The sequence below is a fragment of the Syntrophomonas sp. DTU019 genome, assembly GCA_913757435.1.
Lineage (GTDB): Bacteria > Bacillota > Syntrophomonadia > Syntrophomonadales > Syntrophomonadaceae > DTU019.
Map to the genome: position 1 here is coordinate 216,796 of CAJYDM010000002.1, position 24,423 is coordinate 241,218.

26 protein-coding genes are annotated in these 24,423 nt (G+C 52.6%); all 26 read right to left on the bottom strand.

From position 1 onward, the window contains the following. Positions 1–8 precede the first annotated feature (8 nt). Positions 9–2,030 carry a chemotaxis protein CheW gene (locus tag AC15IQ_RS06690; RefSeq protein WP_483178063.1) on the bottom strand — a complete coding sequence of 674 codons (2,022 nt, stop codon included), beginning with the start codon at positions 2,028–2,030 and terminating at the stop codon, positions 9–11. Positions 2,031–2,063: 33 nt separating this feature from the next. Further along, the gene (locus AC15IQ_RS06695) at positions 2,064–3,125 is read right to left on the bottom strand and encodes a protein-glutamate methylesterase/protein-glutamine glutaminase (RefSeq protein ID WP_483178064.1); all 1,062 of its coding nucleotides are present in this window, start codon (positions 3,123–3,125) and stop codon (positions 2,064–2,066) included. A 12-nt stretch (positions 3,126–3,137) separates the two neighbouring features. Next, complete coding sequence (locus AC15IQ_RS06700) at positions 3,138–3,797, bottom strand: flagellar brake protein (protein WP_483178066.1); 660 nt, start codon at positions 3,795–3,797, stop codon at positions 3,138–3,140. An 8-nt stretch (positions 3,798–3,805) separates the two neighbouring features. After that, positions 3,806–4,717 carry a MinD/ParA family protein gene (locus AC15IQ_RS06705; protein WP_483178068.1) on the bottom strand — a complete coding sequence of 304 codons (912 nt, stop codon included), beginning with the start codon at positions 4,715–4,717 and terminating at the stop codon, positions 3,806–3,808. Next, entirely contained in the window at positions 4,717–5,862 is a 1,146-nt protein-coding gene (flhF, locus tag AC15IQ_RS06710) for a flagellar biosynthesis GTPase FlhF (RefSeq protein WP_483178070.1), read from the bottom strand. The genes AC15IQ_RS06705 and flhF overlap by 1 nt, the downstream gene beginning before the upstream one ends. Then, positions 5,859–7,889: a flagellar biosynthesis protein FlhA gene (flhA, locus tag AC15IQ_RS06715; RefSeq protein ID WP_483178613.1), complete on the bottom strand. Its 2,031-nt coding sequence runs from the start codon at positions 7,887–7,889 to the stop codon at positions 5,859–5,861. The genes flhF and flhA overlap by 4 nt, the downstream gene beginning before the upstream one ends. Before the next feature lie 48 nt (positions 7,890–7,937). Next, complete coding sequence (gene flhB, locus AC15IQ_RS06720) at positions 7,938–9,050, bottom strand: flagellar biosynthesis protein FlhB (RefSeq protein WP_483178071.1); 1,113 nt, start codon at positions 9,048–9,050, stop codon at positions 7,938–7,940. A 6-nt stretch (positions 9,051–9,056) separates the two neighbouring features. Further along, on the bottom strand, positions 9,057–9,818 hold the full coding sequence (gene fliR / locus AC15IQ_RS06725) for a flagellar biosynthetic protein FliR (RefSeq protein WP_483178073.1): 762 nt from the start codon (positions 9,816–9,818) through the stop codon (positions 9,057–9,059). Between the two features lie 13 nt (positions 9,819–9,831). Beyond that, the gene (gene fliQ / locus AC15IQ_RS06730) at positions 9,832–10,104 is read right to left on the bottom strand and encodes a flagellar biosynthesis protein FliQ (protein WP_483178075.1); all 273 of its coding nucleotides are present in this window, start codon (positions 10,102–10,104) and stop codon (positions 9,832–9,834) included. Between the two features lie 17 nt (positions 10,105–10,121). Next, entirely contained in the window at positions 10,122–10,871 is a 750-nt protein-coding gene (fliP, locus tag AC15IQ_RS06735) for a flagellar type III secretion system pore protein FliP (protein WP_483178614.1), read from the bottom strand. 51 nt (positions 10,872–10,922) lie between these two features. Next, the gene (locus AC15IQ_RS06740; RefSeq protein WP_483178076.1) at positions 10,923–11,534 is read right to left on the bottom strand and encodes a FliO/MopB family protein; all 612 of its coding nucleotides are present in this window, start codon (positions 11,532–11,534) and stop codon (positions 10,923–10,925) included. After that, on the bottom strand, positions 11,534–11,899 hold the full coding sequence (locus AC15IQ_RS06745) for a response regulator (protein WP_483178078.1): 366 nt from the start codon (positions 11,897–11,899) through the stop codon (positions 11,534–11,536). Before AC15IQ_RS06745 ends, AC15IQ_RS06740 begins: the two co-directional genes overlap by 1 nt. 17 nt (positions 11,900–11,916) lie before the next feature. Then, positions 11,917–13,065 (bottom strand): flagellar motor switch phosphatase FliY, encoded by a 1,149-nt coding sequence (fliY, locus tag AC15IQ_RS06750; RefSeq protein WP_483178080.1) that lies wholly within the window; start codon positions 13,063–13,065, stop codon positions 11,917–11,919. Continuing rightward, positions 13,058–14,050 (bottom strand): flagellar motor switch protein FliM, encoded by a 993-nt coding sequence (gene fliM, locus AC15IQ_RS06755; protein WP_483178082.1) that lies wholly within the window; start codon positions 14,048–14,050, stop codon positions 13,058–13,060. The genes fliY and fliM overlap by 8 nt, the downstream gene beginning before the upstream one ends. 27 nt (positions 14,051–14,077) lie before the next feature. Beyond that, positions 14,078–14,542 (bottom strand): flagellar basal body-associated FliL family protein, encoded by a 465-nt coding sequence (locus tag AC15IQ_RS06760; protein WP_483178083.1) that lies wholly within the window; start codon positions 14,540–14,542, stop codon positions 14,078–14,080. 21 nt (positions 14,543–14,563) lie between these two features. After that, positions 14,564–14,758 carry a flagellar FlbD family protein gene (locus AC15IQ_RS06765; RefSeq protein WP_483178085.1) on the bottom strand — a complete coding sequence of 65 codons (195 nt, stop codon included), beginning with the start codon at positions 14,756–14,758 and terminating at the stop codon, positions 14,564–14,566. A 58-nt stretch (positions 14,759–14,816) separates the two neighbouring features. Beyond that, the gene (locus AC15IQ_RS06770) at positions 14,817–16,205 is read right to left on the bottom strand and encodes a flagellar hook protein FlgE (protein WP_483178086.1); all 1,389 of its coding nucleotides are present in this window, start codon (positions 16,203–16,205) and stop codon (positions 14,817–14,819) included. Positions 16,206–16,285: 80 nt separating this feature from the next. Beyond that, positions 16,286–16,663 carry a TIGR02530 family flagellar biosynthesis protein gene (locus AC15IQ_RS06775; RefSeq protein ID WP_483178088.1) on the bottom strand — a complete coding sequence of 126 codons (378 nt, stop codon included), beginning with the start codon at positions 16,661–16,663 and terminating at the stop codon, positions 16,286–16,288. Continuing rightward, positions 16,656–17,201, bottom strand: a complete 546-nt coding sequence (locus AC15IQ_RS06780; RefSeq protein ID WP_483178090.1) for a flagellar hook capping FlgD N-terminal domain-containing protein — start codon at positions 17,199–17,201, stop codon at positions 16,656–16,658. Before AC15IQ_RS06780 ends, AC15IQ_RS06775 begins: the two co-directional genes overlap by 8 nt. Positions 17,202–17,212: 11 nt before the next feature. Then, positions 17,213–18,547, bottom strand: a complete 1,335-nt coding sequence (locus tag AC15IQ_RS06785; RefSeq protein ID WP_483178092.1) for a flagellar hook-length control protein FliK — start codon at positions 18,545–18,547, stop codon at positions 17,213–17,215. A gap of 83 nt (positions 18,548–18,630) precedes the next feature. Continuing rightward, positions 18,631–19,185 (bottom strand): MotE family protein, encoded by a 555-nt coding sequence (locus AC15IQ_RS06790; RefSeq protein ID WP_483178093.1) that lies wholly within the window; start codon positions 19,183–19,185, stop codon positions 18,631–18,633. 15 nt (positions 19,186–19,200) lie between these two features. After that, entirely contained in the window at positions 19,201–19,656 is a 456-nt protein-coding gene (gene fliJ / locus AC15IQ_RS06795) for a flagellar export protein FliJ (protein WP_483178095.1), read from the bottom strand. A gap of 1 nt (position 19,657) precedes the next feature. Next, positions 19,658–20,986 (bottom strand): flagellar protein export ATPase FliI, encoded by a 1,329-nt coding sequence (gene fliI / locus AC15IQ_RS06800; RefSeq protein WP_483178096.1) that lies wholly within the window; start codon positions 20,984–20,986, stop codon positions 19,658–19,660. Further along, positions 20,979–21,788, bottom strand: coding sequence for a FliH/SctL family protein (locus tag AC15IQ_RS06805; protein ID WP_483178098.1), 810 nt, complete (start codon positions 21,786–21,788; stop codon positions 20,979–20,981). Before AC15IQ_RS06805 ends, fliI begins: the two co-directional genes overlap by 8 nt. After that, a complete protein-coding gene (fliG, locus tag AC15IQ_RS06810; RefSeq protein WP_483178615.1) occupies positions 21,781–22,791 on the bottom strand; it encodes a flagellar motor switch protein FliG in 1,011 nt (336 codons plus the stop codon). Before fliG ends, AC15IQ_RS06805 begins: the two co-directional genes overlap by 8 nt. Before the next feature lie 11 nt (positions 22,792–22,802). Further along, the gene (fliF, locus tag AC15IQ_RS06815; protein ID WP_483178100.1) at positions 22,803–24,419 is read right to left on the bottom strand and encodes a flagellar basal-body MS-ring/collar protein FliF; all 1,617 of its coding nucleotides are present in this window, start codon (positions 24,417–24,419) and stop codon (positions 22,803–22,805) included. Positions 24,420–24,423 lie beyond the last annotated feature (4 nt).

The window sequence follows — 24,423 nt, forward strand, 5'->3', positions numbered from 1 at the left end:
GACCTCCTTTAAAACAGGCTGGCTATATCCAATATCAAATGCACATTGCCGTCTCCGGCCACGATAGCTCCGGCCAGGCCTGGTATGCCGGCCAGAAGCCTGCCTAGCGACTTGATCACGATTTCATGCTGCCCAATCAAGGCATCGACCACCAACCCCACCTGGCGGTCAGCCTTGCGCACCACCACCACATAGATGGATTCACCAGCCGCTGAGTCACCAGGCACATCCAAGAGGCGGCGCAAACGATACAAGGGCAGAACCCTGCCGCGTATCAAGATCACTTCCTGATTCTGCACCATTTTGATATCCTGTTCCGATATCATAGTGGTTTCATCCACATTGCTCAAAGGGATGGCATAGATCTCCTCACCTAACGAAACCGTCAAGGCCTGGATAATTGCCAAAGTAAGAGGCAGTTTAATGGTGAAGCAAGTCCCCTGGCCCGGTTTGGAAACGACCGAGATTTCTCCGCCTATGCCCTCCATTTTGGCCTTGACCACATCCAGTCCGACTCCCCGACCGGATACGTCTGTAATCTCGGCGGCGGTGCTGAATCCAGGAGTGAACACCAGGCGGAAGGCCTCCTCCGGCGTCATCATTTCAGCTTCGCGGCTGCTGATCAACTCCTTTTTCACCGCCTTTTCCAAGACCCGTTCCAGGTCGATGCCCCGCCCGTCATCTTCTACCTCAATGAAGACATTGTTGCCCTCATGTCGGGCCATTAGTTTGACTGTGCCCCGTGCCAGTTTGCCTTTCTGCCTTCGTTCCGCAGGCAGTTCCAGGCCATGGTCAAGAGCGTTGCGCAACAGGTGGATCAAGGGGTCGCCGATCTCATCGATCACGGTGCGGTCCAATTCAGTCTCCTGCCCCTCAACTATGAAATCGATCTCTTTACCCAGTTCTTTAGCCAGATCCCGGACCATGCGGGGGAAGCGGTTGAATACCTGCTCGATCGGAACCATCCGTACCTTCATAACCACACTTTGCAGCTCTGTGGTAATGCGGTCCACCTGTTCTACGGTATCTTCCAATTCATTGTTTTTGCTGATCAGACCAATCTGTTCCAGGCGCCCCTTGTGCATTACCAGTTCGCCCACCAGATTCATCATCTCGTCCAATTTTTCTATGTCCACCCGCACTTTTTGTTTGAACTTCTGGGTGCGCTGGCCATTGTCCTGAGCCCGTACCTCTGAGTCTGGACTGGTTTCGGCTTCCTCCAGCGGAACAGCCGGGCCTGTCTCCAAATCCAGCCGGGTAATCTCTTTTAAGGAACTGACCCTGACCTCAGAAATGCCATTGACCCGGCGCAACACTTCTTCATTGTCCATCTGGCTGATCAACAACAGGGAGAAACTGCTATCGAATTTACCTTCCTCGAGGTCCTGTACCGGTGGTACAGCCTTGGTGATCTCCCCTTCAGTCTCCAAGGCTTTGAATACCATGAAGGAACGCACCGACTTCATGGCACAGTCGGGATCTATTTCAACTTCCAGCAGCAGCACCTTAAATCCCCTTTTGAAGGCTTCTTCTATGACCACCTGATCATAGCCGTTTATCTCTAGGGCGGCAGGCGGTTCCGGCTGTTCTTCTGTTTGTGAGAACTTGGCCGCGGTTTCGGCCACGGCGGCTAACTCCCGGCTGCCGTCCTTGATGGCTTCCAGGACTTCTACCAGGTCAGAGTTGTCATGTCTTCCCATATGGCCCTCTTCGATGCCCTCCACCATCAACTGGATGCGGTCAAAACACTTGAACAAGACATCAGTGACCTGGCTGTCGACTTGCAGCACCTGTTCTTTGACGCCGCTTAATACATCTTCCATGTGGTGAGTCAGGTCGGCCAGGTCCTCAAAACCCATGGTCGAGGACATGCCTTTAAGGGTGTGGGCAGCACGGAAGATCTCATTTAAGGCCGCAGCGTTGTGGGGCTGCTGTTCCAGGATTAACAGGCATTGGTTGAGGTTGGAGAGGTGCTCACGGCTCTCTTCCAGAAACACATCCAGATACTGCGACATATCTATTGTAGTCAATCGTTACACCTCCGGCTTTCCGTAACATTTTACCTATAAAAGCTGCATGATGGTGTTAGCTATCAACGGCAGGGGCACTACCTGGTCTACCTGTCCGGTCTCCACGGCTGCCCTGGGCATGCCGTAAACCACGCAGGTAGACTGATGTTCGGCTATGGTCCGGGCCTTTTTGGCTCGCACTTTGAGCATCCCCTCGGCTCCGTCAAGCCCCATGCCGGTCATAATCACACAGACCATCTGTGACCAGAATTGTTCTGCCACCGATTCCAAGAGCACATCGAAGGCTGGTCGGCAGCCATGACGTGGTGGCGATTGGTCCAGTTTCACCAAGAGTTCTCGTTTGTCGCTAGGACCAGTGGCCAACACTTTTAGATGGTAATCCCCCGGCGCCACGTAGGCGCATCCAGGCAGGATTTTTTCCCCGGCTTCAGCCTCCTTGACCCGCAGCGCCGAGACCTGGTCGAGGCGTTCCGCCAACGAACGGGTGAACCCGGCTGGCATGTGCTGTACTATGAGGACGGCGGCATTCAGATTGCCGGGCAGTTTAGGCACCACCTGGTGAAGGGCTTTGGGGCCCCCGGTAGAGGTGCCGATCAGTATCAATTTGTTCAATCCCAGGCTTATTCCTGGCAAATGGCGGCGTTGCAATCGGGTCGGATCCTCGCGGCGCAAGGGGATGCCATTTAATTTCCCCGCCGTTCCCGCAGCGATCTTCACCTTATTAACTATATCGGTGCTTGGGCCTGTAACATCCAGCAAAATTTGTAAGGACGGCTTGGCTACAAAATCTACCGCTCCAAATTCCAGGGCTTTCATGGTGGCTTGAGCAGCCTGGTTGTTCACCACGCTGAGCATGACAACCGGAACCGGCCTGGTCTGCATTATGGCCTTCAAGGCCGACAGACCATCCATCACTGGCATCTCTATATCCATAGTGACTACCTGGGGATTAAGGGTCTCGATCTTCTCCAGGGCTTCACGACCGTTGCTGGCAGTGCCAACTACCTCCAATTGAGGATCGTGATTTAAGAGATCGGTGATCAATCGGCGCATATAGGCGGAATCGTCCACTACTAATACTCTGATTTTGGTCATATGCAAATCCCTCTATCCTTCTAGCAATCCCCTCTTGATCAGTAGCCGCTGTCGGGTAAAAACATAATGGGCGATTTTATCACGGTCACTTTCTTTGATATCTTGGTATTGAAGTCCGGCGCGTACTTTGGCCAGGCTGTCTGTTCCGTTAAATACACGTACGGTTTTGGCTTTGCAGTTGACAACTTCGGTTTCAGGCAGGAATAGTTCCAAAAAGAGTATCTGGCCTACTTTGAGCGGAGTCTGACTGGCCATCAGTATTCCTCCGGCACTGATATTGATGGTCTTGGCCGCATGTGCGCTAAAATCATTGTTATTGTCACTGAGCAGGCGAAACCTCACCTCCAGGTCTGCCTCCACCCGCACATGCCGGCGATGCTGCTCCACCGGATACACTTTTAGAGGCCGCTCCACCACGATCACCGGCACCGGTAGGAACCGACGCTCCACAATCCTGGTCTCAAAGCCGAAATAACTGTGCTTCTGTAGGAATCGCACCTGTAATCGCTGTTTATTGTGCATAGGCAGCAGTGCACCCTGCCACATGGGCATGGAAAGTGCTATATATCCCCTGCTCACTTCCTCTATGCGGACCGGAACATACTCCAGTTTCTGGTTGATCGATATACCAACTTCCAGGCGCATATTGAGTCTTAAATCGCTGCTTCGCATGAAGCCCCCTAATTGTTGTCCCGCATGAACCGGGTAATTTTCTGAAAGAATTTTTTTATTCCGCTACCGCGGGGATCAGCAGGTGCTGCCGCTCCATCCAAATTGATCAGACGCCGGGCTATCTGCTGAATGCTCTTGGCAGGATTGCTTTTGGGGTAAGCCTCCAAAAGGGCTTTTTGCTGCCGGACCACATCCCCCACCAGACTGTCAGCAGGGATGCTTCCCAGCATCCTGATGTCTACCTCCAGGAATTGACGGCAGACCAGGCGGAATTTTTCAGCTACCATCAGCCCTTCGTTGTGGTCGCCGACCTGATTGATGACCACCGCTAGGGCCCCCTGGTACTGTTGCTTGGCTATCGTTTTGATGCAGCCATAAGCGTCGGTCAACGAGGTGGGCTCAGGGGTGGTGATGATTATGACCTCATCGGCGGCTAATAGAAAACTTATCACATTTTTGGATATGCCCGCCCCGGTATCGATTATCATGTAATCATAATCTCCGTCCAACTTGCCGATTTCGGTCATGATCCGCTTCAGTTCAGCATCGCTTAGGTTGGCCAATTCGTTAATGCCGGAACCCCCGGGGATTAACTTCAAGCCCAGTGGTCCGTTGATGATGATTTCTTTTATACTCTTGCGTCCCTGCACCAGGTGTTGCACATGATATTGGGGAGAAAGCCCCAACATTACGTCGATATTGGCTAACCCCAGATCGGCATCCAGCAGTATCACCCTTTTACCCTCCCTGCACAGGGAAAGAGACAGGTTTAATGCCAGGGTGCTCTTGCCCACCCCACCTTTGCCACTGCTGACCACTATGGTGCGAGTCTTGCGCAGGTTGCCCAACATTTCCGCCTCGATCTGCTGCCGCACCCCTTGGGCCATCTTTCGTAATTTGTCAGCCTGGTCGCTGATCATCAACCGTCCCCCTTTAAGAGCATACTGGCAATACCTACGGGGTCCGGAACTTCTATATCATCAGGCACGTTTTGACCGGTAGTGAAGTACGCCAGGGGGCGCTTGATCTCATTAAGAACATTGATGATCTGTCCATAACGGCAGGTCTCGTCCAATTTGGTGAATATGAGTTTGTTAATGGGCATGACCGCAAATTGCCGGTAGATATTAATTAAATCCTGAGTATTGGTAGTCACACTCAGCACTAGTATAATCTCATCAGGATTGGCTATTTCGACATAGTGGCACAGTTCTGCCATATGCTCCTGGTTATTGGGACTGCGCCCCGCAGTATCCACAAAAATGATGTCATGTTCTTTGAACTGCTCCAGTGCACCTTGTAAGTCCAGGGGAGTGAAGGCCACATTTATCGGTATGCCGATAATATCAGCAAAGGTGCGCAACTGTTCAGCCGCAGATATACGGTAAGTATCAAGAGTAATCAGAGCCACCTGCTTGTTCTCCAGAAACGTCATATTAGCAGCCAGTTTAGCTATAGTGGTGGTTTTGCCCACTCCGGTCGGGCCAACCACAAAAATGAGGTGTCCTTTTGTCCCCGGCGCAAGTATTATTGGGGCTATATCCTGCATGTATTCCTGCAGGGTATGCAGGCAAACATCCCGGACCCAGCGTTCATCTCCAGACTCTGGCAGGCGCGCTTCCACGCTGGCCGCAATTTCCCGCGCGATGCCACGGTCGACATTGTTTTGGATGAGAATGTCATAGAAATGGCGCACTGGTTCGGCCATGCCTTTAAGCCGGTCGACCTCAAACAGCCGCGTCTGGATCTCTGCCATCATGGCCTTCATCTGCTGCATCTCTTCCATCAGTACTAGTTCCGAAGCCGTGACCGCTGGAATCGGGCTGCAGCCGGCTGGCGGGTCTGGATCCGGTTTTAAGGTGCGCTGCCGGCCCCGGTCAGAATTAACCTGCAGGGTGTCATCAGCTGCCACGGTGACTTCCACCTCACGAGGAGCAAACCAGCCCTTGAGGCCTCTGGGCCTAACCTGCCGGGTCTGCAATATGATAGCATCTGGGCCCAGCTCCTGTTTGGCCATTTGCAATGCGGTCTGGAAATCCCGGGCTACATACTTTTTTATCTTCATACCGAAATCATCCCTATCACTTCAACATTGGCATCACTGTCGACTTCGTTATATGACAAAACCACCAGATTAGAAATAAAGCGGTCTAATAAGCGTTTGAAATACAGCCTCAAGACAGGGGCACAGATCAAGATGGGGGACTGCCCGCGCAGGCTCAGTTCCTCTTGCAGGCGCGAGATGCGCTCCATCATCTTTTGGGCCACATCGGGATCTACGGCCAGATAAGAGCCGAATTCACTCTGCTGTACCGAATCGCGCAGGGTCTCCTCCAGGCCGGGATCAAGGGTCAAAACTGCCAGTTTGCCCTGATCGTTGGCATACTGGCGGGTGATCTGGCGCTTCAAGCCCTGGCGCACATACTCTGTCAACAGATCGGTATCCTTGGTGATCTTGGCAAAGTCAGCCAGGGTTTCCAGGATGGTGATCATATCGCGGATCGAGACCTGCTCTTTGAGCAGGTTGGCCAGGACCCGCTGGATGTCGCCGATACTCATCAAGTCAGGGATCAGTTCCTCGATAACCGCAGAATGGCTCTCTTTAATGAAATTGATAATATTCTGTATCTCCTGGCGGCCTAACAGTTCGAAGGCGTGGGCCTTTATCACCGAGGTCAGATGGGTGGCCAATACTGAAGGGGGATCGACTACAGTGTACCCGGTAAGTTCTGTCTGTTCTTTATATATGGTGCTTACCCAGCGGGCAGGCAGGCCAAAGGCCGGTTCTATCGTGTCTATCCCCGGAAGATCGACATCGTTTTCAATCCCCGGCCCGATAGCCAGGTAGTTTTCCAATAGCAGCTCACCGTGAGCGATTTCTATGCCTTTGATCTTAATGGAATAAGAATTAGGTTTAAGCTGCATATTGTCACGGATACGCACCGGTGGGACGATGAATCCCAGCTCTACCGCGCACTGCCGACGTATCATGACAATACGGTCCAACAGATCCCCACCCTGGTCCGAATCCACCAGCGGTATCAATGCATAGCCCAGTTCCAATTCCATCTTCTCCACCTGCAGCAATTCGATTACATTCTCCGGCTTGCGGATCTGCTCGGCTTCTACGAATGCTTCGTTTTCAGCCTCAGGCTCGGCTTCGGCCTGCTGGCGGCTGAGGTAGAAGTATAGACCACCGCACAAGATGCCCAAGGAATACATAGGCAGCTTGGGCAGTCCTACAGTTCCCAGGGCTATCAGTATCAAGGCCGACATGCCCAGGGCGCGGGGATAATTGAAGAGCTGTTTGCTCAATTCCTGCCCGAGCGAATTGGTGGAGGCACTGCGGGTTACCACTATGCCGGTGGCGGTGGATATCAACAAGGCCGGGATCTGGGTGACCAATCCATCACCGACCGTCAGTATGGTGTATACCTGCATTGATTCCGCCATGGACAGTCCCCGTTGGGCTACCCCGATGATGAATCCCCCCACGATATTAATAATTATTATGATGATGCCGGCGATGGCATCCCCTTTGACAAATTTGCTGGCCCCGTCCATGGCTCCGTAGAAATCGGATTCCCGCTGCACCTTCTGGCGGCGGTCGCGGGCGGTCTGCTCGTTTATCAAACCGGCGTTGAGGTCAGCGTCGATAGCCATCTGCTTGCCTGGCATGGCATCCAGGGTGAAGCGTGCCGCCACCTCAGATACCCGTTCGGCGCCTCGGGTGATGACGATGAATTGTATTACCACCAGGATGAGAAAGATGACCATCCCCACCACCATATTGCCGCCTACTACGAAATTTCCGAAAGCATCCACCACTTGCCCGGCATGGGCGTCGAGCAGTATCAGACGAGTAGTGGAAACATTGAGGGACAAGCGGAACAATGTCATCACTAGGAGCAGGGAAGGGAACACCGAGAACTCCAGGGGGTCCACGTTGAACATGGAGACCATCAGAATGACCAGGGCAAAGGTAATATTGAAAGTCAATAGTATATCCAGTAAAAGGGGGGTCAAAGGAATGATCATCATCATCACGATGGTGACCACCAGCATAGCCACTAAGACGTCGCTATTGGCCATCAAACGGCTTTTCCAGGCTTGTTCCGCGGCCACTCCTATTCCTCCCAACTACAAGGCCATTCTCTTGTGACGGTATACAAAGGCCAGCACTTCGGCCACCGCCTGATATAACTCCTCCGGTACCTGAGCCCCTATCTCCACACTGTAAAACAGCGTTCGCGCCAGGGGCGGGTTTTCCACCACATCCACTTGATGTTCACGGGCGATTTCTCTGATCTTCTGGGCTATGAAATCCTGGCCTTTGGCGGTCATCAGCGGAGCCTGCATGGTTTCGGGCTCATATTTCAAAACCACTGCGAAATGAGTAGGGTTGGTGATTACCACATCTGCTTTAGGGACTTCGGCCATCATGCGGCGCATGGCGTATTCACGCTGCACCTGTTTTTGCCGGGCTTTGAGCTGAGGGTCACCTTCGCTCTGCTTGTATTCCTGCTTGATGTCATATTTACTCATCTTCAGTGACTGTTCGTATTCATACCATTGATAGAAATAATCCGCCACACCGATTATGACAAAAACCAGCCCTACCTTTAAGGCCATTTCAAATATCATTTGGCTCAAAACCTTGACTATGGCCAGGGTGTCCATATCGACAAAACGTGGAAACACCTCGAATTGCCCCCTTAAGGTGGCATATACAATCCAGGCGGTGATCACCACTTTAGCAATAGATTTGGCCAGTTCCACCAAGGCCCGTTTGGAAAAGATGCGCTTAAAACCAGACAAGGGATTGATGCGATCCAGCTTGGGAGCCAGCGGCTCGGCACTGAACACAAAACCCACCTGCACAAAGCTGACCAGCAAGGCAGCTGCAAAGGTGGCCCCCAGGATGGGCATAGTGAGCTGGGCCATGACCAGCATCACCTCACCCAGCAGGAAATAGGCATATTCAGGGGTGAAATCGTACCAGCCCCGGCTTAGAAGATAGGTGGCGGAAAACTGCCGCAGGGTTGATACCATGTGAGGCAGGGTAGCGAAGGTGACCAGTGTTCCAGCGGCTAGTATCACCGCCGCGTTGAGGTCGCTGCTTTTAAATACCTGCCCTCTCTTTCGGGCCTCTTCCCGCTTTTTGGGAGTGGCTGATTCAGTCCTCTCCCCAGTGCCCTGATCTTCGGCAAAAAGCTGCAGATTGAAAAAGTATCCTTTTAAGTACTGATCCACGGTCGATTACCTCATTAAACCCATCATTCCGTCCACATAAGCGAAGAACCTGGAAAACAGCATATCGAACAACCACAGGTAAACCGGCAGCATCAATAGTAAGCAACCCAGACCCATCAATATCTTCAATGGCAGCCCTACGATGAATACATTCATTTGTGGTACGGTACGGGCGATGAAGCCCATGGCCACATCGCTGATAAGGATAGCCACCACCAGCGGGGCCGACACCTTTAAGGCGATCACAAACATCTCTGCACCTATGGAAAACAGGCTCTGATAAAAAGCGCCCTCCAGTTTCATGCCCAGTACCGGTATGACCCGATAACTTTGGGCCACCGCCTGCAGCAAATAATGGTGTCCGTTGACCGCCAGATAAAACAGCAGGGCTATGGCCTGGGTGAGGTTGCCCATCAGGGGGATCTGCATACCCGATTGCGGGTCGATCACGTTTACAATCGCAAATCCCATCTGCATGTCCATCATCTGCCCGGCCAACTGAATAGCGGCAAACAGCATATAGGCCACTAAGCCGATGGTATAGCCCACCAATACCTCCATAACCACCGCTCCCAGCATATACAGGGGATTGGCTATTTCCACCCCCTGGGTGATGGGGAGAAAATAAGCCATCATCGCAGATAAGGCCAGAACCAGTATGATTTTGACCTGGGCCGGCATTTGCCGACTGCTGAATATCGGGGCGCTGAGAAACAATCCCGAAACCCGGGCCAATACCAGTAGAAAACCTTCAACTGTAAAGCCCATACCGCTCCCCTCTCTAGATGGTCACCATCTGAGGTATGGCAGCTATCAGACTGTGGGTGAAATTGACCAGAATGTTCAGCATCCAGGGGCCAAAAATGAGCACCACCAGCAAAACCACCACGATCTTGGGGACGAACACCAGTGTCATTTCCTGAATCTGGGTGGTGGCCTGTAAGATACTTATCAAAAGACCAGTCAACAGAGCCGCACCCAGAATGGGGGCAGAAACCAGCAATACCGTCAATACCGCTTCATGGGCAATCCCCAGCACAATATCTTCGTACACTTGTATAGGACCTCCGTTTATCTAAAACTCAATACCAGAGACTGTATCACCAGATCCCACCCATCTACCAGTACGAATAACAGTATCTTGAATGGCAGGGATATCATCATCGGGGGCAGCATCATCATGCCCATAGACATCAGGGCGCTGGCCACCACCATGTCGATTACCAAAAAGGGAATGAAAATAATGAAGCCTATCTGGAAGGCTGTCTTAAGTTCACTGATGATAAAAGAAGGAATCAAGACATAATTAGGAATGTCATTGAAATTTCTAGGGCGCTCCATATTGGACAGGTTGACGAACAAGGCCAGGTCCTTTTCCCGGGTCTGTTTGAACATAAACTCGCGCAGCGGATCCATACCCTGAGTAAAAGCGGTCTGCTGGTCGATTTCGCCCTTCATCAGCGGCTGCACCGCATGACTGTTAACATCTTGCAGGACCGGTGCCATCACGAAGAAGGTAAGAAATATTGCCAGGCCGATCAAGATCTGATTGGGCGGCATCTGATTGGTGGCTAAAGAGCTGCGCACAAAAGACAACACCACTATAATGCGGGTGAAAGAGGTAAGCATTATCAAAATAGCCGGTGCCAGCGATAGTACTGTTAAAAGCATCACCAGTTGCAGGGCTGAAGAGAATCCCTGAGGACTGGCTGGATCCTCGCCGCCTATCTGCAGGTCGATATTGGGGAGTTGCAGTGGCTCTGCCAGGACTGGCTGGGCAAACCATAATAGCAAGACTGCAGCTCCCAGGCTTGACAGCATTATGATGGGCACCCGCCTTGCGGTTTGGTTAGAAAAAATCATCACCGTTTCTCACTTAGGCCCCTTTTCGGCGTTTTGATCGATCATGTCTTGCAAACGGCTGGCTTGTTCAGACATCAACTGACTGAACTGCGGTTTTCTTCCCGACCGCCACCCCCTATTTGATAGGGCTTGATTCAATAGTTTGACCAGTGGTGAGGTCTGAACAGGAGTTTCTGGAAGAGGCTCCTGGCTGATCTGTTCCAACAGCTTGGGATTGTCGGTCTCAAACAACAAGTTGATTTGGTGTTCGGTGATACCCAGCCCGTACAGGCGACCTCCTACTTCGCACAAAGCTATGCCGCGGTTCTGCCCCAGAACAACCTCGTCCACAATGTGTACAAACACCCCTTGTGAGCGGGCCCTTGCGCTGCTATTCAGATAGCGGATGACCCAGGCGGAAGCTGCTATCAACAGCAGAAGAAAGAACACCAGTTTGATGAATTCCCACCACAAGTTGTTCTGTTCTGGGGCACTAGTCTGTCCGCGCTCCAGTTCCTCCTCAACCGCACTGAAATCTTCCACCCCCATGGCGAGAGGTGTAAACAGCTGCACACAGCAAAAGGCCAGCAGCATGATGAGGAGCACCTTACGCACCCGGAATGAGATGCTGATCAGTTTCATCACCTCTCCAAGGCCTTGCCCACCGCTTCCAGAACGCGTTCAGGCTGGAAGGGCTTTACTATGAAGTCTAAGGCCCCGGCCTGTATGGCATCGATTACCATGGCCTGTTGTCCCATGGCGCTGCACATGATGACGCGGGCTTTGGAATCGAAGGCCCGAATTTGTTTGACCGCAGAGATGCCATCCATTTCTGGCATGGTTATATCCATGGTGACTAAGTCCGGCTTCAGTTCCTTGTATTTTTCCAGTGCGGTCATACCGTTTTCAGCCTCTCCCACCACTGTGTAGCCGTTTTTGTTGAGGATGTCCTTGATCATCATCCTCATAAAAGCTGCATCGTCTACCACCAACACGTTTTTTGACATAATGCGCCTCCTCGCCTCTACTGTAGTTTATTCACTCTGTCCATAGGACTAATGATTGCGGTGATCCTTATACCATAGTTCTCATCGATGACCACAACCTCACCCCTGGCGATGAGTTTCCCATTGACGATCAGGTCCACCGGCTCACCCGCCATCTTATCGAGTTGTATTATGGAGCCCTGCTGGAGTTCCAGTACATCTTTGATGCTCTTGCGGGTCTTGCCCAGCTCTACCGCTACGTCCAGGGGGACATCTAATATGAGTCCGATATTTTGCGGCATAGAACCGAGAGACAGTTCATGCAGGGAAGCAAATTGTACCGGCTGCACGGTAAGCTCTGGCGGGGCTGGCTTTACCTGCGGGGCGGAGGCCGCGAACCCCACCTGTGGAGAGACGGCGGGCTGCTGTACCACTGCCTGGTCATAAGCCATGGGCTGGGGCGGTTCATAGGAATTGTTTTTAACTGTCGGGCCTGCTGCCTCTTCCAGGAACTCCGCCGGGGGGCTGTTCCCGGTAAGCAGGTCCATCATGTGCTTGACCGACTCGATCGGAATGATCTGTATGAGCTCGCTTTCCAACAAGTTCTCGATGGACATCTGAAACCTTACAGTGACCAGTTCTTGGAACCTGGTATTGAAACCCAGGGGCTCTTGACCCAGATCGACCACTGTCAAATGTGGCGGAGATATATCGATACGGGTGTTGAACATGGTCGACAGACTGGTGGTAGCAGAGCCCATCATCTGGTTCATGGCTTCTCCCACCGCACTCAGTTCGATTTCAGTAAGATTAGGGCGCGGCCTGCCCGGCTCTAAGCCCATCATCAGGTCAGCAATTAGACAGGCATCCTCGGTCTTGACCACAAACACGTTGGAACCGTATAGGCCTTCCCGGTAATGCACTTCCACGATCAGATAAGGTTTGGCAAAATCGGTCTGCACCATTTCCGGGGTGCTTATCTTGACTGCCGGGGTGGTGATCGAAACCTTCCGCTGCAACAAAGTGGAAAGTATAGTCGCCGCGGTGCCCATGGAGATATTGCCGATTTCTCCCAGAACATCACGTTCATAATCAGATAACAGGGCAGCTATGGTGGTCTCGGTTTTTTTAGGTCCGCCCGCCAAAAGCGCGTCTATTTCCTGTTGGGACAAAATGCCGTCATTCATCGTCATTTCCCTCCTTAATAATCTGGGAAACTTGCACTGCATTGCGATTTTCAAAAATGCCGGGCTTGGCCAGAAACTTCGTCTTCTGGCCAATCACAACTTCTAACGGTTCTTTGATATTCCGTTCTAAAGAGATTACATCCCCCACCCCCAGTTCCAACAGGTCCCTTACAGTGATGCTGGTCCTGCCCAATATCACTTTGATCGGTATCAAGGTTTTCTCCAGCTTCTGCTGTATAGCCGCTTGATGCGCCGGGGTGCCGGATTTGGTGGTGGTAGAGTAGTAATAGCTGACACTCAGTCGGTCCATGATAGGTTCTAAGACCAGGAACGGTATGCAGATGTTTATCATGCCTACCACATTGACCATTTTAGCCTCCAAAGAGACAATCATCATGATCTCCGATGGTGATACCAATTGGGTAAACTGCGGATTGGTCTCCATTCTTTCCAGGGACGGATCAAGTTCGATAATGCCCCCCCAGGGTTCCTCGAAGTAGTCCAGCATGCGCTGCACGATGCGTTCAATAACGCTTTGCTCAATTTCCGTTAATGCCCTGACCTTGGACAGGGTGCTCCCGGGCCCACCCAGGAGACGATCCAAAAGGGCAAAGCCCAAATCGGGGTTTATCTCCATAATGGCGTTGCCTTCCAGCGGATACAGGGAAAATATGTTCAGGATAGTCGGATTGGGAATAGAGCGGATAAATTCCTCATAGCTCAATTGCTCCACCGACAACATTTCTATCTGTACCGGAGTGCGCAGTTGAGCGGACAGATAAGTGGACAGCGAACGCGCATAGTTATCATATATGACCTGCAGGGTGTTAATCTGGTCTTTGGAGAATTTGCTGGGTCTTCGAAAATCGTAGACCCGAATACGCTTGCGATGCTGCTCTTGCTTGAGTTCGTCCGCATCTACCGAGCCGGTGCTCAAGGCTGATAAGAGGGCATCGATTTCATTTTGTGACAGTACCTCGCTCACTGAAGATCCTCCCTCAGGTCTGATCGGCTATTGCATGATGAATTTGGTAAAATACACATTCTTAATTACCTCGGCCCCCAGTGTGGCATTAATCTGATCGGTTATCTCCGCCTTGAGGTTGTCACGGTTGCGGTTGTCCAAATCAGCCACCGTCTTGGCAGCCAAAGTGTTCAATATGGTGTCTTTAATTACAGCCATGTTTTTATTGACAGCCTCTTTTTTCTTCTCTTCGGTCTCAACAGTCACTTCCACCTTTAGAAAGCGGGTCCCGTTGACATCGTTGATGTTGGTGGTGAACTCCCCTACCGATAACAGAGCTCCCAGCTTAACCTCGCTGCTGGTTTCTTTGGCCGGTAAGATCGGAGCTAAAACGCGGTTCATAATCAGATAGGAAGCACCCATGGCCACCAGAAAGAACACCAATCCGACAACTATGATTTTCAGGTCAAACCCAGTCTTGGCCTTGTCGTCCAGGCCGCTTTCGTCCGCCATCAAACTTCCTCCTTAAAACCTTTACTTTTTTAATGTGGTGAATATAGCGCGTTTCAATTTGATGATCCTGGCCGCAATCTGGGCGACACTCTCCTTAACCACCAGTTTGCGCCCGGTGGTTAAGGTTACCACCGTATCCGGGGTGGCTTCCATCAACTCGATCAGCTCTACATTTACCGCCAGCACTTCACCATTTAGACGGGTCAGATATATCATGCTTCACCTCATAGCCGGGCTGTTCCGGGGGACAAGCCCCCTGAACAGTCTCGGCGGCTTATCGCTTCAGATTTACCAGTTCCTGCAGCATCTCGTCCGAGGTGGTTATGACCCGGGAATTGGCCTGAAATCCCCTTTGGGTAACGATCATATCGGTGAATTCCTCGGACAGATCGACATTAGACATCTCCAGACTGCTGGGCAGTATGGCGCCCATGCCTTTGCTGCCCGGTCCCCCGATGACCGGGTCACCAGAATTGCTGGACTGTTGAAAGAGGTTGCCCCCCATCTGCTGCAGGCCCGAGGGATTTTGAAAGTTGGCCAGGGCTACCCGGGCCAGACTCATTATGGTGCCATTGTCATAGACCCCCTGTATAGTGCCGTCGATTCCCACACTATAGCTTAGCAGACTGCCCATGGCGTAGCCGTTCTGATTTGCCACCCAGGCGCTGGACTGTGTATTGTACTGGGTCAGGGCGCTGAAATCGATGTCTAACACCAGATCCTCAGCCCCCTGTGAGGAGCGGTCTACACTCAACTGCAAGACTGCGTTTTCCGGCATGACTATGGCTCCATCCTCATTGAACTGCAGGTTGTAAGCCCGGAGCATACGGGTGCCTCCGGCAGGGACATCACCGGCTGAAAGGTCGATGGCCTCAAAGTCGGTTCCCTGATCATAACCTGCCATATTCTCGAAACCCGGATCTAAGGAGATATCACAGGCCCAATCCGTGACTGGCGGCGGACCGTTTTCCACTTCATGCTTGAAAAAGCGGAAATACAGGGTCATCTCATTGCCCAGGGAGTCGTATACTGTCTTGGAAGTAATGACAAGGTCATCCCCAAAAGGGTGTTGCGTCCCATCGGTGGGGTCGATAGCCGCACCATTGATCTGCGGGATCAACAGAGTGGAATCCAAATTGCCGGCAAAGGCAGCATTTTCAGTGGCCTTGGGAGCTATGGTCTGAAAAGCTGAGATATTGATATCCTGAGCAGGCTTGATGGTGTCGATATTGCCGTTTAAGTCGGCCACCCAGCCCTGCACCCGGTAACCGTTGGAAGTGCTGACCAGGTTGCCCAGGGTGTCAAAATCGAAATTGCCTGCCCGGCTGTAGCAGATCTGTCCGCCGTTGTTGAGCATAAAATATCCGCTGCCGTCGATGGCCATATCGGTGGATTTATTGGTAGAGGTGGCCGGAGACGGCGTATGGATCTGATCAATGCTGCTGATGGCCATACCCAGGCCGATGCTCATAGGGTTGGTGCCGCCTCTGGCATCTGTAGCCAGCGATGCCCCGCGCATGGTCTGGTAGAGGGCGTCTTTGAAAACCACCCGGCTTTTCTTGTAACCCACGGTATTTACGTTGGCAATGTTATTGCCGATAACATCCATCCGGGTCTGATGGTTTCTCAAACCAGACACGGCTGAATACATAGATCGCATCATGTTTCATGACCTCCTTTAACAAAGAATTGTTAGGATGCTTCCATCACTCCGCATCCAGGGCTTCCCCAAGAGGTCCAGCCCTAAATGATAACTGCACTATCGATGTTGGTAAAAACGTTCTGCTTAATATTGGAATCATCTACCGCGGTGATCACGGTGTTGTTCTTGATGCTGACTACCAGTGCCAGGCGGTCCATGATAATCAGCGAATCCCGGGAACCCTTACTTCTGGCCTGGGTGACTGCCTCTTGAATCCGCTCCACATCTTGCGGGCTCAGCTTGATGTTGCGCGATTGCAAGCGTTCTTGAGCATGTTTGGAGAACTTCAGCCCGCGGCTAATCTCCTTCTCCAGAACTTGATCGAACCCTGCCGTCCTGTTGTGACTTACACCGGGTTGCCTGTTTACCCTACCCAGAGGCTGAATCGGTTGAGTGGGAAATATTGGTCCTTCAATCATCGGAATCCTCCGTATCAGCCCCCAAAAGTGTGGCCAGTTGGTCGAGTTTGTCCAGGGCCTTAGCGTAAAAGGCAGTTTCCATACCGACCGACCTGCCCAATTGGGTGATGTTTTCCATGGGTATTCTCTGCCCTTGAATCACCAGCAAGGGAGCACCCTGTCCGACTTCCACCGAATCGACAATTCCAACCAAAGTCTGTAGTTCGCCATCCTCATTCAGGGAGTAATAGGCGACCTCTCGCCCTACCATCTGTCCGGCCTGCTGCAGCATCATGCCAGGGAGCCACTGATTGCTGATGGTGTCTACCAGCCCATTCACAGTGGTGTTGAGGTTTTGCATCTGTTCCAGTGAGCTGAAGGTGGCCATCTGGGCGATGAACTCCTTGTCCTCCATAGGCTCCAGGGGGTTTTGGTAGCGGAGTTGAGTCACCAGCAGCTTGAGGAAATCATCTTTTCCCATGATAGGTTTAGCCGAATTATTTACGGTCTTGGTTGCCTGGCCCGTATACTGGGTAGCCGCAGTTGCATCTACTGTCATCTCTTCACCTCCTAAATCAGCCAATTCATCTGGCCTTCGGCATGGTATCGGTGATATTGGTCCGCTGTCAGGCTTGACTCCGGGGCTGCTTCCATGTCAGCTGCAGAGGCTTCATCATCAAGGTCAAAGGGGAGGTGTTCCAAACCATCCCGGCCGCCCCAATTGCCTCGATTCCAGTTGCCAGCTGCGCCAAAATCGGCTTGATTGCCAACCTGCACCTCAACCTCAGTGCGGTCCACCTTTAGGCCCTGGTTTTCCAGGTTGTGGCGCAAGCTGCTCAGACTCGATTCGAGCACCTGCTTGACCTGATGGTTGTCAGTCACGAAGCGGGCTGTGACCAGGCCGTCTTCGAACAACACCTTGATCGATAATTTTCCTAAAGAGTCCGGCACAAGATCGATAGTCATCTCCGCCCCGTTCATTTTCACCATCAGCCTGGCCCGATCGACGATCTGCTCAAACAGATCTTCCACCTGCACCGCATTCTGAGCTGAAGCTGCCGGGGTTGGGGTAGACCGTGCCATAATACGGATCCCTGGCTGGTTTTCCCGGACGCTTACGATCGGGTCGGGACCGGTCTGAGTTTCAGGCCTGGCGGTGTTCTCCTGATCCGTCTGGACCGTCTCAGGAAGCTTCAAGGCTGCCAGACGGTGGTTCTCAAACTCCATCAGTTTCCTGGCCTGCCCGGAGGCATGCTGAGCTGCGGGCTGCTGTTGACCGTTATGTGGCCCGGCCTTCAGCTTCAAGAATGCATGGCTCCGATGTTCCCGGCTCATCAACCTGATCCTGTCCGTTTTCGCCTCGCTTTCCTCAGCATTTTGCACATCTTGCTCTGCGCCAGGGAAGGTCTTGTGCGGTTCTGCACCTGAGAACTCGACGGCTGGCTCGACAGATGCCAGAGCAAATATTACAGAGCTGGCCGAAGCCTGCTGAGGCTGTACGGCAGCCTTTGTTGATCCGTCTGGCACAGCTCCGGGGAGCAGTTCCTGCATCTCTGCATGAGTTTCCAAGATCGGTGGTAAGGCCTGTTCCATTCCTGTACCGCTTTCACTCGGCAACTGCGCCGGGAGCGCTTCTGCCACCGCCTCAACCGGTGCAATAGATGTCTCCTTAGTCTTGGCCTGTTCCAGAGCCGGCTCCACAACATTCGGTCCGCTTTGATCTACAGTGACCTGGGCCTTCTTACCTTCGAGCTGCTTTTTAGGCTGATGGGCAGCAGTTTTCAAATGCTGCTTGAATCTGTTTTGTGCCTGGTGCGGTGAGCCAGGGGAAGATTTCTTATCCCTGGCCAACGCCGGGCAATGATCGGGTATGGACGAGGATACCTGGAGTACACTACTTTGCAAATACATTCACCTCCTTTGTTATAAAATCTTAGGGTCAATAAGGTGCCTTGAAGCGAAAGACACCTTAGGCCTAAACCGGAATTCTAAGGCTGTGTGACCAGCATTTTGGAGGTTATGGCTGCCGCCTGGTCACGATCCATAAAAGGCAGTATTTCAGCCGCAGTCTCTTTTGGCATGGCCGACAGAATACCTATGATATCATCATCTTTGAGGCGGGACAGGATGTCGGCCGCGTCTTTGGGCTTCATACTGGCGAAATAAGAGCCCATATCCTTATAAGTGGCCTGTTTGCCCGCTACTTCCGATTGCAGGTTTAAAACCTCTTCATTAAGCCGGGCCAGCTCAGCTTTTAAGTAGGCTTCGCTGTCCTGGCTCTGCCTTAGGGCGGTATCGGCAGCCGACAGGCTGGTCTCCAATTCACTGATCTTATCTGCCTTATCGGCCAATTGCTGCTGCAACAACAACAGTTCGTCTCCGCTGGCAGGGGCGGTTGAATGTCCCACCAGGGGAAGGCCTGAAAGGGCTGGAGGTACAGCGATGACTCCCAATCTGACCAAAAAAAGCCCCGCTCCGGCCATAATCACCATTGTCAGCAGACCTAGCGCGAATATTTTTACTGTCTTTACACTTTTCGTCATGAAGAAGCTCCTGCTTTACACCTGATGGAGATTTTTACGGAAATGGCCTGAGGTGGCCAACTCATCAATTAGCTTCTGCTCTTCATGCATGGCCTCTTTCAGATACTCCTGCCATTGGCGCTGTTTAAGTTTTTCCAGAGTATTGGTTTCCCGGGCCCGCTCCAACAACAGGCTGCGGGCTGAATCCACCACGGTGTCCGCCTCTTGTAAATGCTCTTTCACCTCGGTTTTGCGTTGCTGCAAAAGGGGCAGGTACTGGCGCCGGGTCACTAGGATAGAGAATGCTGCCGTGTCCTGATTCTGCTCGCGGATACTGCTCTCGATCTCCTGCACCCGATCGGCCAGTTGGTCGAGACGGCGGGCGATCTCAGTACGAACCTGCAAGCTGGCCTGCAGGTTTTCCCTGGCTATGTCCTCCTGCCGTACGGAGATATCGAGTTTGGTCTGCAGCCTGAAGTCGAAAGCTTTCATATCACACCTGCCTGTAAGCAATATTTTTCAAGGCTTCAATGGTGTCAGCCAGTTGCGCCTCTTCATGTATATCCTGGCGCAGAAAAGCCTGACACTGCCCGATTACAGCGATAGCCTCATCAATGCGTGGATTGGCACCCTCTTTATAGGCCCCGATATCGATCAGATCCCTGGCCTCCTCGTAAGTAGCCAGAATGCTGCGGAAATAATTGGCCGCCTGCATGTGGTCGGCGTCGACTAAATCTATCATCACCCGGCTGATGCTCTGCAGTATATCAATAGCTGGATATATGTTCTGCGCGGCAATGCTCCTGCTCAACACCACATGTCCGTCCACTATCCCCCGGACCGCATCGGTGATAGGCTCATTGATGTCATCGCCCTCCACCAGCACCGAATACAGTCCGGTGATGCTGCCCCGGGCTGCAGTACCGGCGCGCTCCAGAAGTTTAGGCAGCAAGGCGAATACTGAGGGGGTAAAACCCCGGGTGGCGGGGGGCTCACCGATGGCCAGGCCCACCTCGCGCTGCGCCAGGGCAAATCTGGTCAGAGAATCCATCAACAAAAGCACATCAAAACCCTGATCGCGGTAGTATTCGGCAATACTGGTGGCTACGAAAGCCCCTTTGAGCCTGACCAGGGCGGGTTGATCGGAGGTTGCCACCACCACTACGGAACGGGCCAGACCGTCTGGGCCTAGATCCTTCTCCAGAAACTCGCGCACCTCGCGGCCGCGCTCCCCGATTAAGGCGATGACATTTATATCGGCTTCAGTATTCCTGGCCGCCATGCCTATCAGGGTGCTCTTGCCCACCCCGCTGCCAGCGAATATCCCGATGCGCTGGCCGCGTCCCAAGGTATTCAAGCCATCGATGGCCCTGATCCCTACCGGCAAGACTTCCTTGATGCGGGTGCGACTGAGTGGATTGGGGGGCTGGTTCATGACCGGGTAAGTAGCTTCCGCCTTAATTCTCCCCAGGCCATCGATAGGCTCTCCCAGTCCATCCAACACCCGCCCCTTGAGGTCCATACCTACATTGACGCGCAGGGTTTTGCCGCTGGCAATCAGCTCACTGCCGGGGCCGATGCCTTCCAGTTCGCCCAGCGGCATTAACAGGCTGCGATCGTTTTTGAAGCCCACCACTTCCGCGGCTGTCAGCGGCTGGTGGGGATTGTTGCTCGCTACATAACACAATTCTCCCAGGCTCAGTTGCGGGCCCACAGCTTCCAGGGTAAGGCCGATGGCCTGCGAAATCCTGCCCTTAAGCTGACACAACTGGGCGTTCCGTATAGTATGCAAATGGCGGTCAAAAACGGCCTTGTCAATCATCTCCAGACCCGTCCTGAATGAGCTGTGCCATGTTGGTAAGCCGGGTCTCGATCCTGGCATCGACCATGCCGGCGTCACCTTCCACGGTGCAACCGCCCTCCTTAATACGGTTATCGGGTATAACCCGGAGATTGATTAACTCCCCTTCCGGGCCGCAATGAAACACCGCAGGGGCACAGTCTAAGACTCGTTCCAATTCTGCAGGATTGACACGAACAGTGATATTATCAGGATTGTCCAGCAAAGCGATGGCTTCGCGGATCACACTCAGGATAACTTCAGGATTAGTCTTGACCTCCGCAGCCACTACCTTGTTGGCAATGGCCAGGGTCAGCCGCAGGATGTCGGTTTCACAGTCCTTAATGGTTTTGAGCTTCTGGATTCTGGCCTCTTCCAGGCAAGCCCGGCTGGTCTCTTGGGCCAGAGCCTGCAGGTCAGCCATCTCCCGGCGGGCCTTTTCTATCCCTTCCTGGTAGCCGTCTTCCTCAGCCTGGGCTTTTATCTGCTGGGCTGCCTGTGAGGCTTGTATATGAATCAATTCGGCCTCATCACGGGCCGCTTCTATTATGCTCCGAGCTTCCTCGCGGGCCTTTTCCAGCAAATCGACGATCATGGCCTCAGTCTCCTGCAATACCTTTTGGCTCTCCATTTGCAGGGTGGATAAATGTTCGCGCTCCTTTTCCGCAGCTATCTCCAGCCCGGTTTTTATAGGCTGCGGGCCATCCAGGCGGCCTATAACGGCCAGCTCTATCACTTTGGGGTTGGAGCGCTGTAATGCACTGCCTTTGATAATATTAGACAATGATCTCATCTCCTCCGCCGCGTGCCACCACTATCTCCCCGGTCTCCTCCAGGCGCCGGATCACATTGACGATGCGCTGCTGAGCTTCTTCCACATCTCTAAGCCGCACCGGACCCATGAATTCTATATCTTCTTTCAGCATCTCTGCAGCCCGGTTAGACATATTGCTAAATATCTTGTTGGCCACTTCAATGCTGCTGCCTTTCAAAGCCAGGGCTAGTTCCTGCGATTCCACATCGCGCAGGAAACGCTGTATGGAACGGTCATCTATGGTCACGATATCCTCGAACACGAACATCAATTTCTTAATCTGTTCGGCCAGTTCCGGATCCTGCACTTCCAGGGCTTCCATAATAGTCTTTTCAGTACCCCGGTCGACCAGGTTGAGGATCTGTACCACCGATTTTACCCCCCCGGCGCTGGTCAATTCCTGCGGGCCAATGGAGGAAAGTTTGCGTTCTAAGACGTTCTCCACCTCTTTGATCACTTCCGGAGAGGTGGTATCCATGATGGCAATGCGCTTGGCTACCTCGGACTGAAGCTCCGGGGTCAAAGAGCTGAGGATGGCGGAGGCCTTATCAGGTTCCAGGTAGGCCAGGATAAGGGCAATGGTCTGGGGATGTTCACCCTGTATAAAATTCAAGAGATGGGCTGCTTCGGTCTTGCGCATAAAGTCAAAGGGTCGCACCTGTAAGGAGGCCGAGATACGCGAGATAATCTGCACAGTCTTCTCTTCACCGTAAGCCTTTTCCAATATCTGTTTGGCATAGGCGATACCGCCCTGGCTGATGAAATGCCGGGCCAGGCACATTTCAAAAAACTCTCGAAAGATGTCGTCCATGCGTTCTGAAGAGATGTGACTGATATTAGCGATCTCCAGAGTCAACTGCTCGATTTCATCCTCGCTCATATGTTTGAATATCTGGGCCGATTTTTCTGGTCCCAGAAAAATTAGGAAGTTGGCAGCCTTCTGCCTTCCGCTGAGGGTCTTTTTGGCTACCATGGTTTTCACCTCTAACCTTCTAACAGCCAGGATTTGATCACCTGGGCTGCGTTTTCGGGGTTGCTCTCCACCAGTTTATCGATCTCTTCTTTGATCTTCTGATTCTCACGCTCAGAGGGAGTCATGTTTTTGTCGATCAGTTTTTCTAAACTGAGTTCATCATCCACCACAGCTTCAAAGCCGCTTATGGGAAGGCCGGTTTCAACCTCCGACAGCGGGCTTTTACCCCTCATGCTCACAAATACTGCCAGACAGGCCAGTAAGGCCAACCCGGCTAGAGCCCAGGGCATCCAGCTTTTCTTCATGAGCGCCTCCACTGGATTGGGATTTGCACTCTCCGGCACGGGCAAGGGCTGAAAATCTATAAAGGCCACCGAAATATTTTCCTCCAGGCTGACATTCTCGTTGGCCCGGTTTTCACGCAATCCAGAGGCAGTAGCCACGATGTTACGGATGGTGTTTATCCTATCCGCCTCAGTCGACCCCAGTTTCAGATTCTGTGTCGCCGCATTATTTACTAGAACCGATATGGTGAGATAATCGTATTTGACCTCACCGGGCGCATAGCGGGTAACCGTCTCGGTCTTGTCGATCTCATAATTGCGTGATGTCTGGGACTTATCGAAACTGCCTGCGCTGGTATCGACCTCCGTGTATTGCGGCACGTTGGTATCAGTCCCTGGGGCCGCCGCCGTCAGCGGGGAGTTGCCGGATTCCTTGATGACCTCTTCGCTGCGTACAAAAGGCCCCCCGGGATCATGGCTGTAGATTTCGGTGCGTTCTTCGCGGTCATTGAAATTTATCTCTGCATTGACCCTTACTACGGAATTATCTACCCCTAAGGTCTTGTCCAGCATGCTCTGTATGGCGGTCTGTTTCTCTTTTTCATATTCCTTTTTCAGCGCCATTTGCATCTGCAGTTGTGTGGATGCGGCCAAGGAAGAGGAGGGCAGGGTGTCGGACAGCAGAGTACCGTATTGGTCCACTATCACCACATTTTCTGCCTTGAGCCGCTCCACGCTGTTGGCCACCAGATTGGTAACCGCTTGAACCTCCTGCGGACTGAGGCTGTGTCCGGGTTCGGTGTTGATCACTACTGAGGCTTTGGCGGGTTCTTCCTGATCGGAGAACAGGGATTGTTCAGGCAGTGCCAGGTTCACCTTGGCAGCCTTGACTTTGTCCAGGCGTTGAATGGTGCGGGCCAATTCCCCCTGCAGGGCTTCCAGATACTTAACCCTTTTATCAGTCTGGGTCTCGCCAAAATTAGTGCTGGTACGGAATAGTTCAAAGCCCGACTCTCCCTGGGGCAAATTCTGCTCGGCCAGTTTCAAGCGGGTATTGTACTTTACTTGAGTTGGTACCAGTATGGTGCCGCCATTGTCCTCCAGACGGTAGGGGGTGCCTGCTTCCTCCAGTTTGGCCACTATGGCGCCGGCATCCTTATCACTGAGCTGGGTGTAGAGCGGTTCATAATCCGGCCGGGTAAAACTGACCCAGGCAACCCCAACAATACATAACGCTAAGGTCAGCAAGCCTACGGTGAGGACTTTGCGGTTCAAGCTCATCTCTTGCCACAACCCTCTTATACCAGCCAGTAATTGTTTGGCGGTGCTTATGAAGGTTTCCATCTAT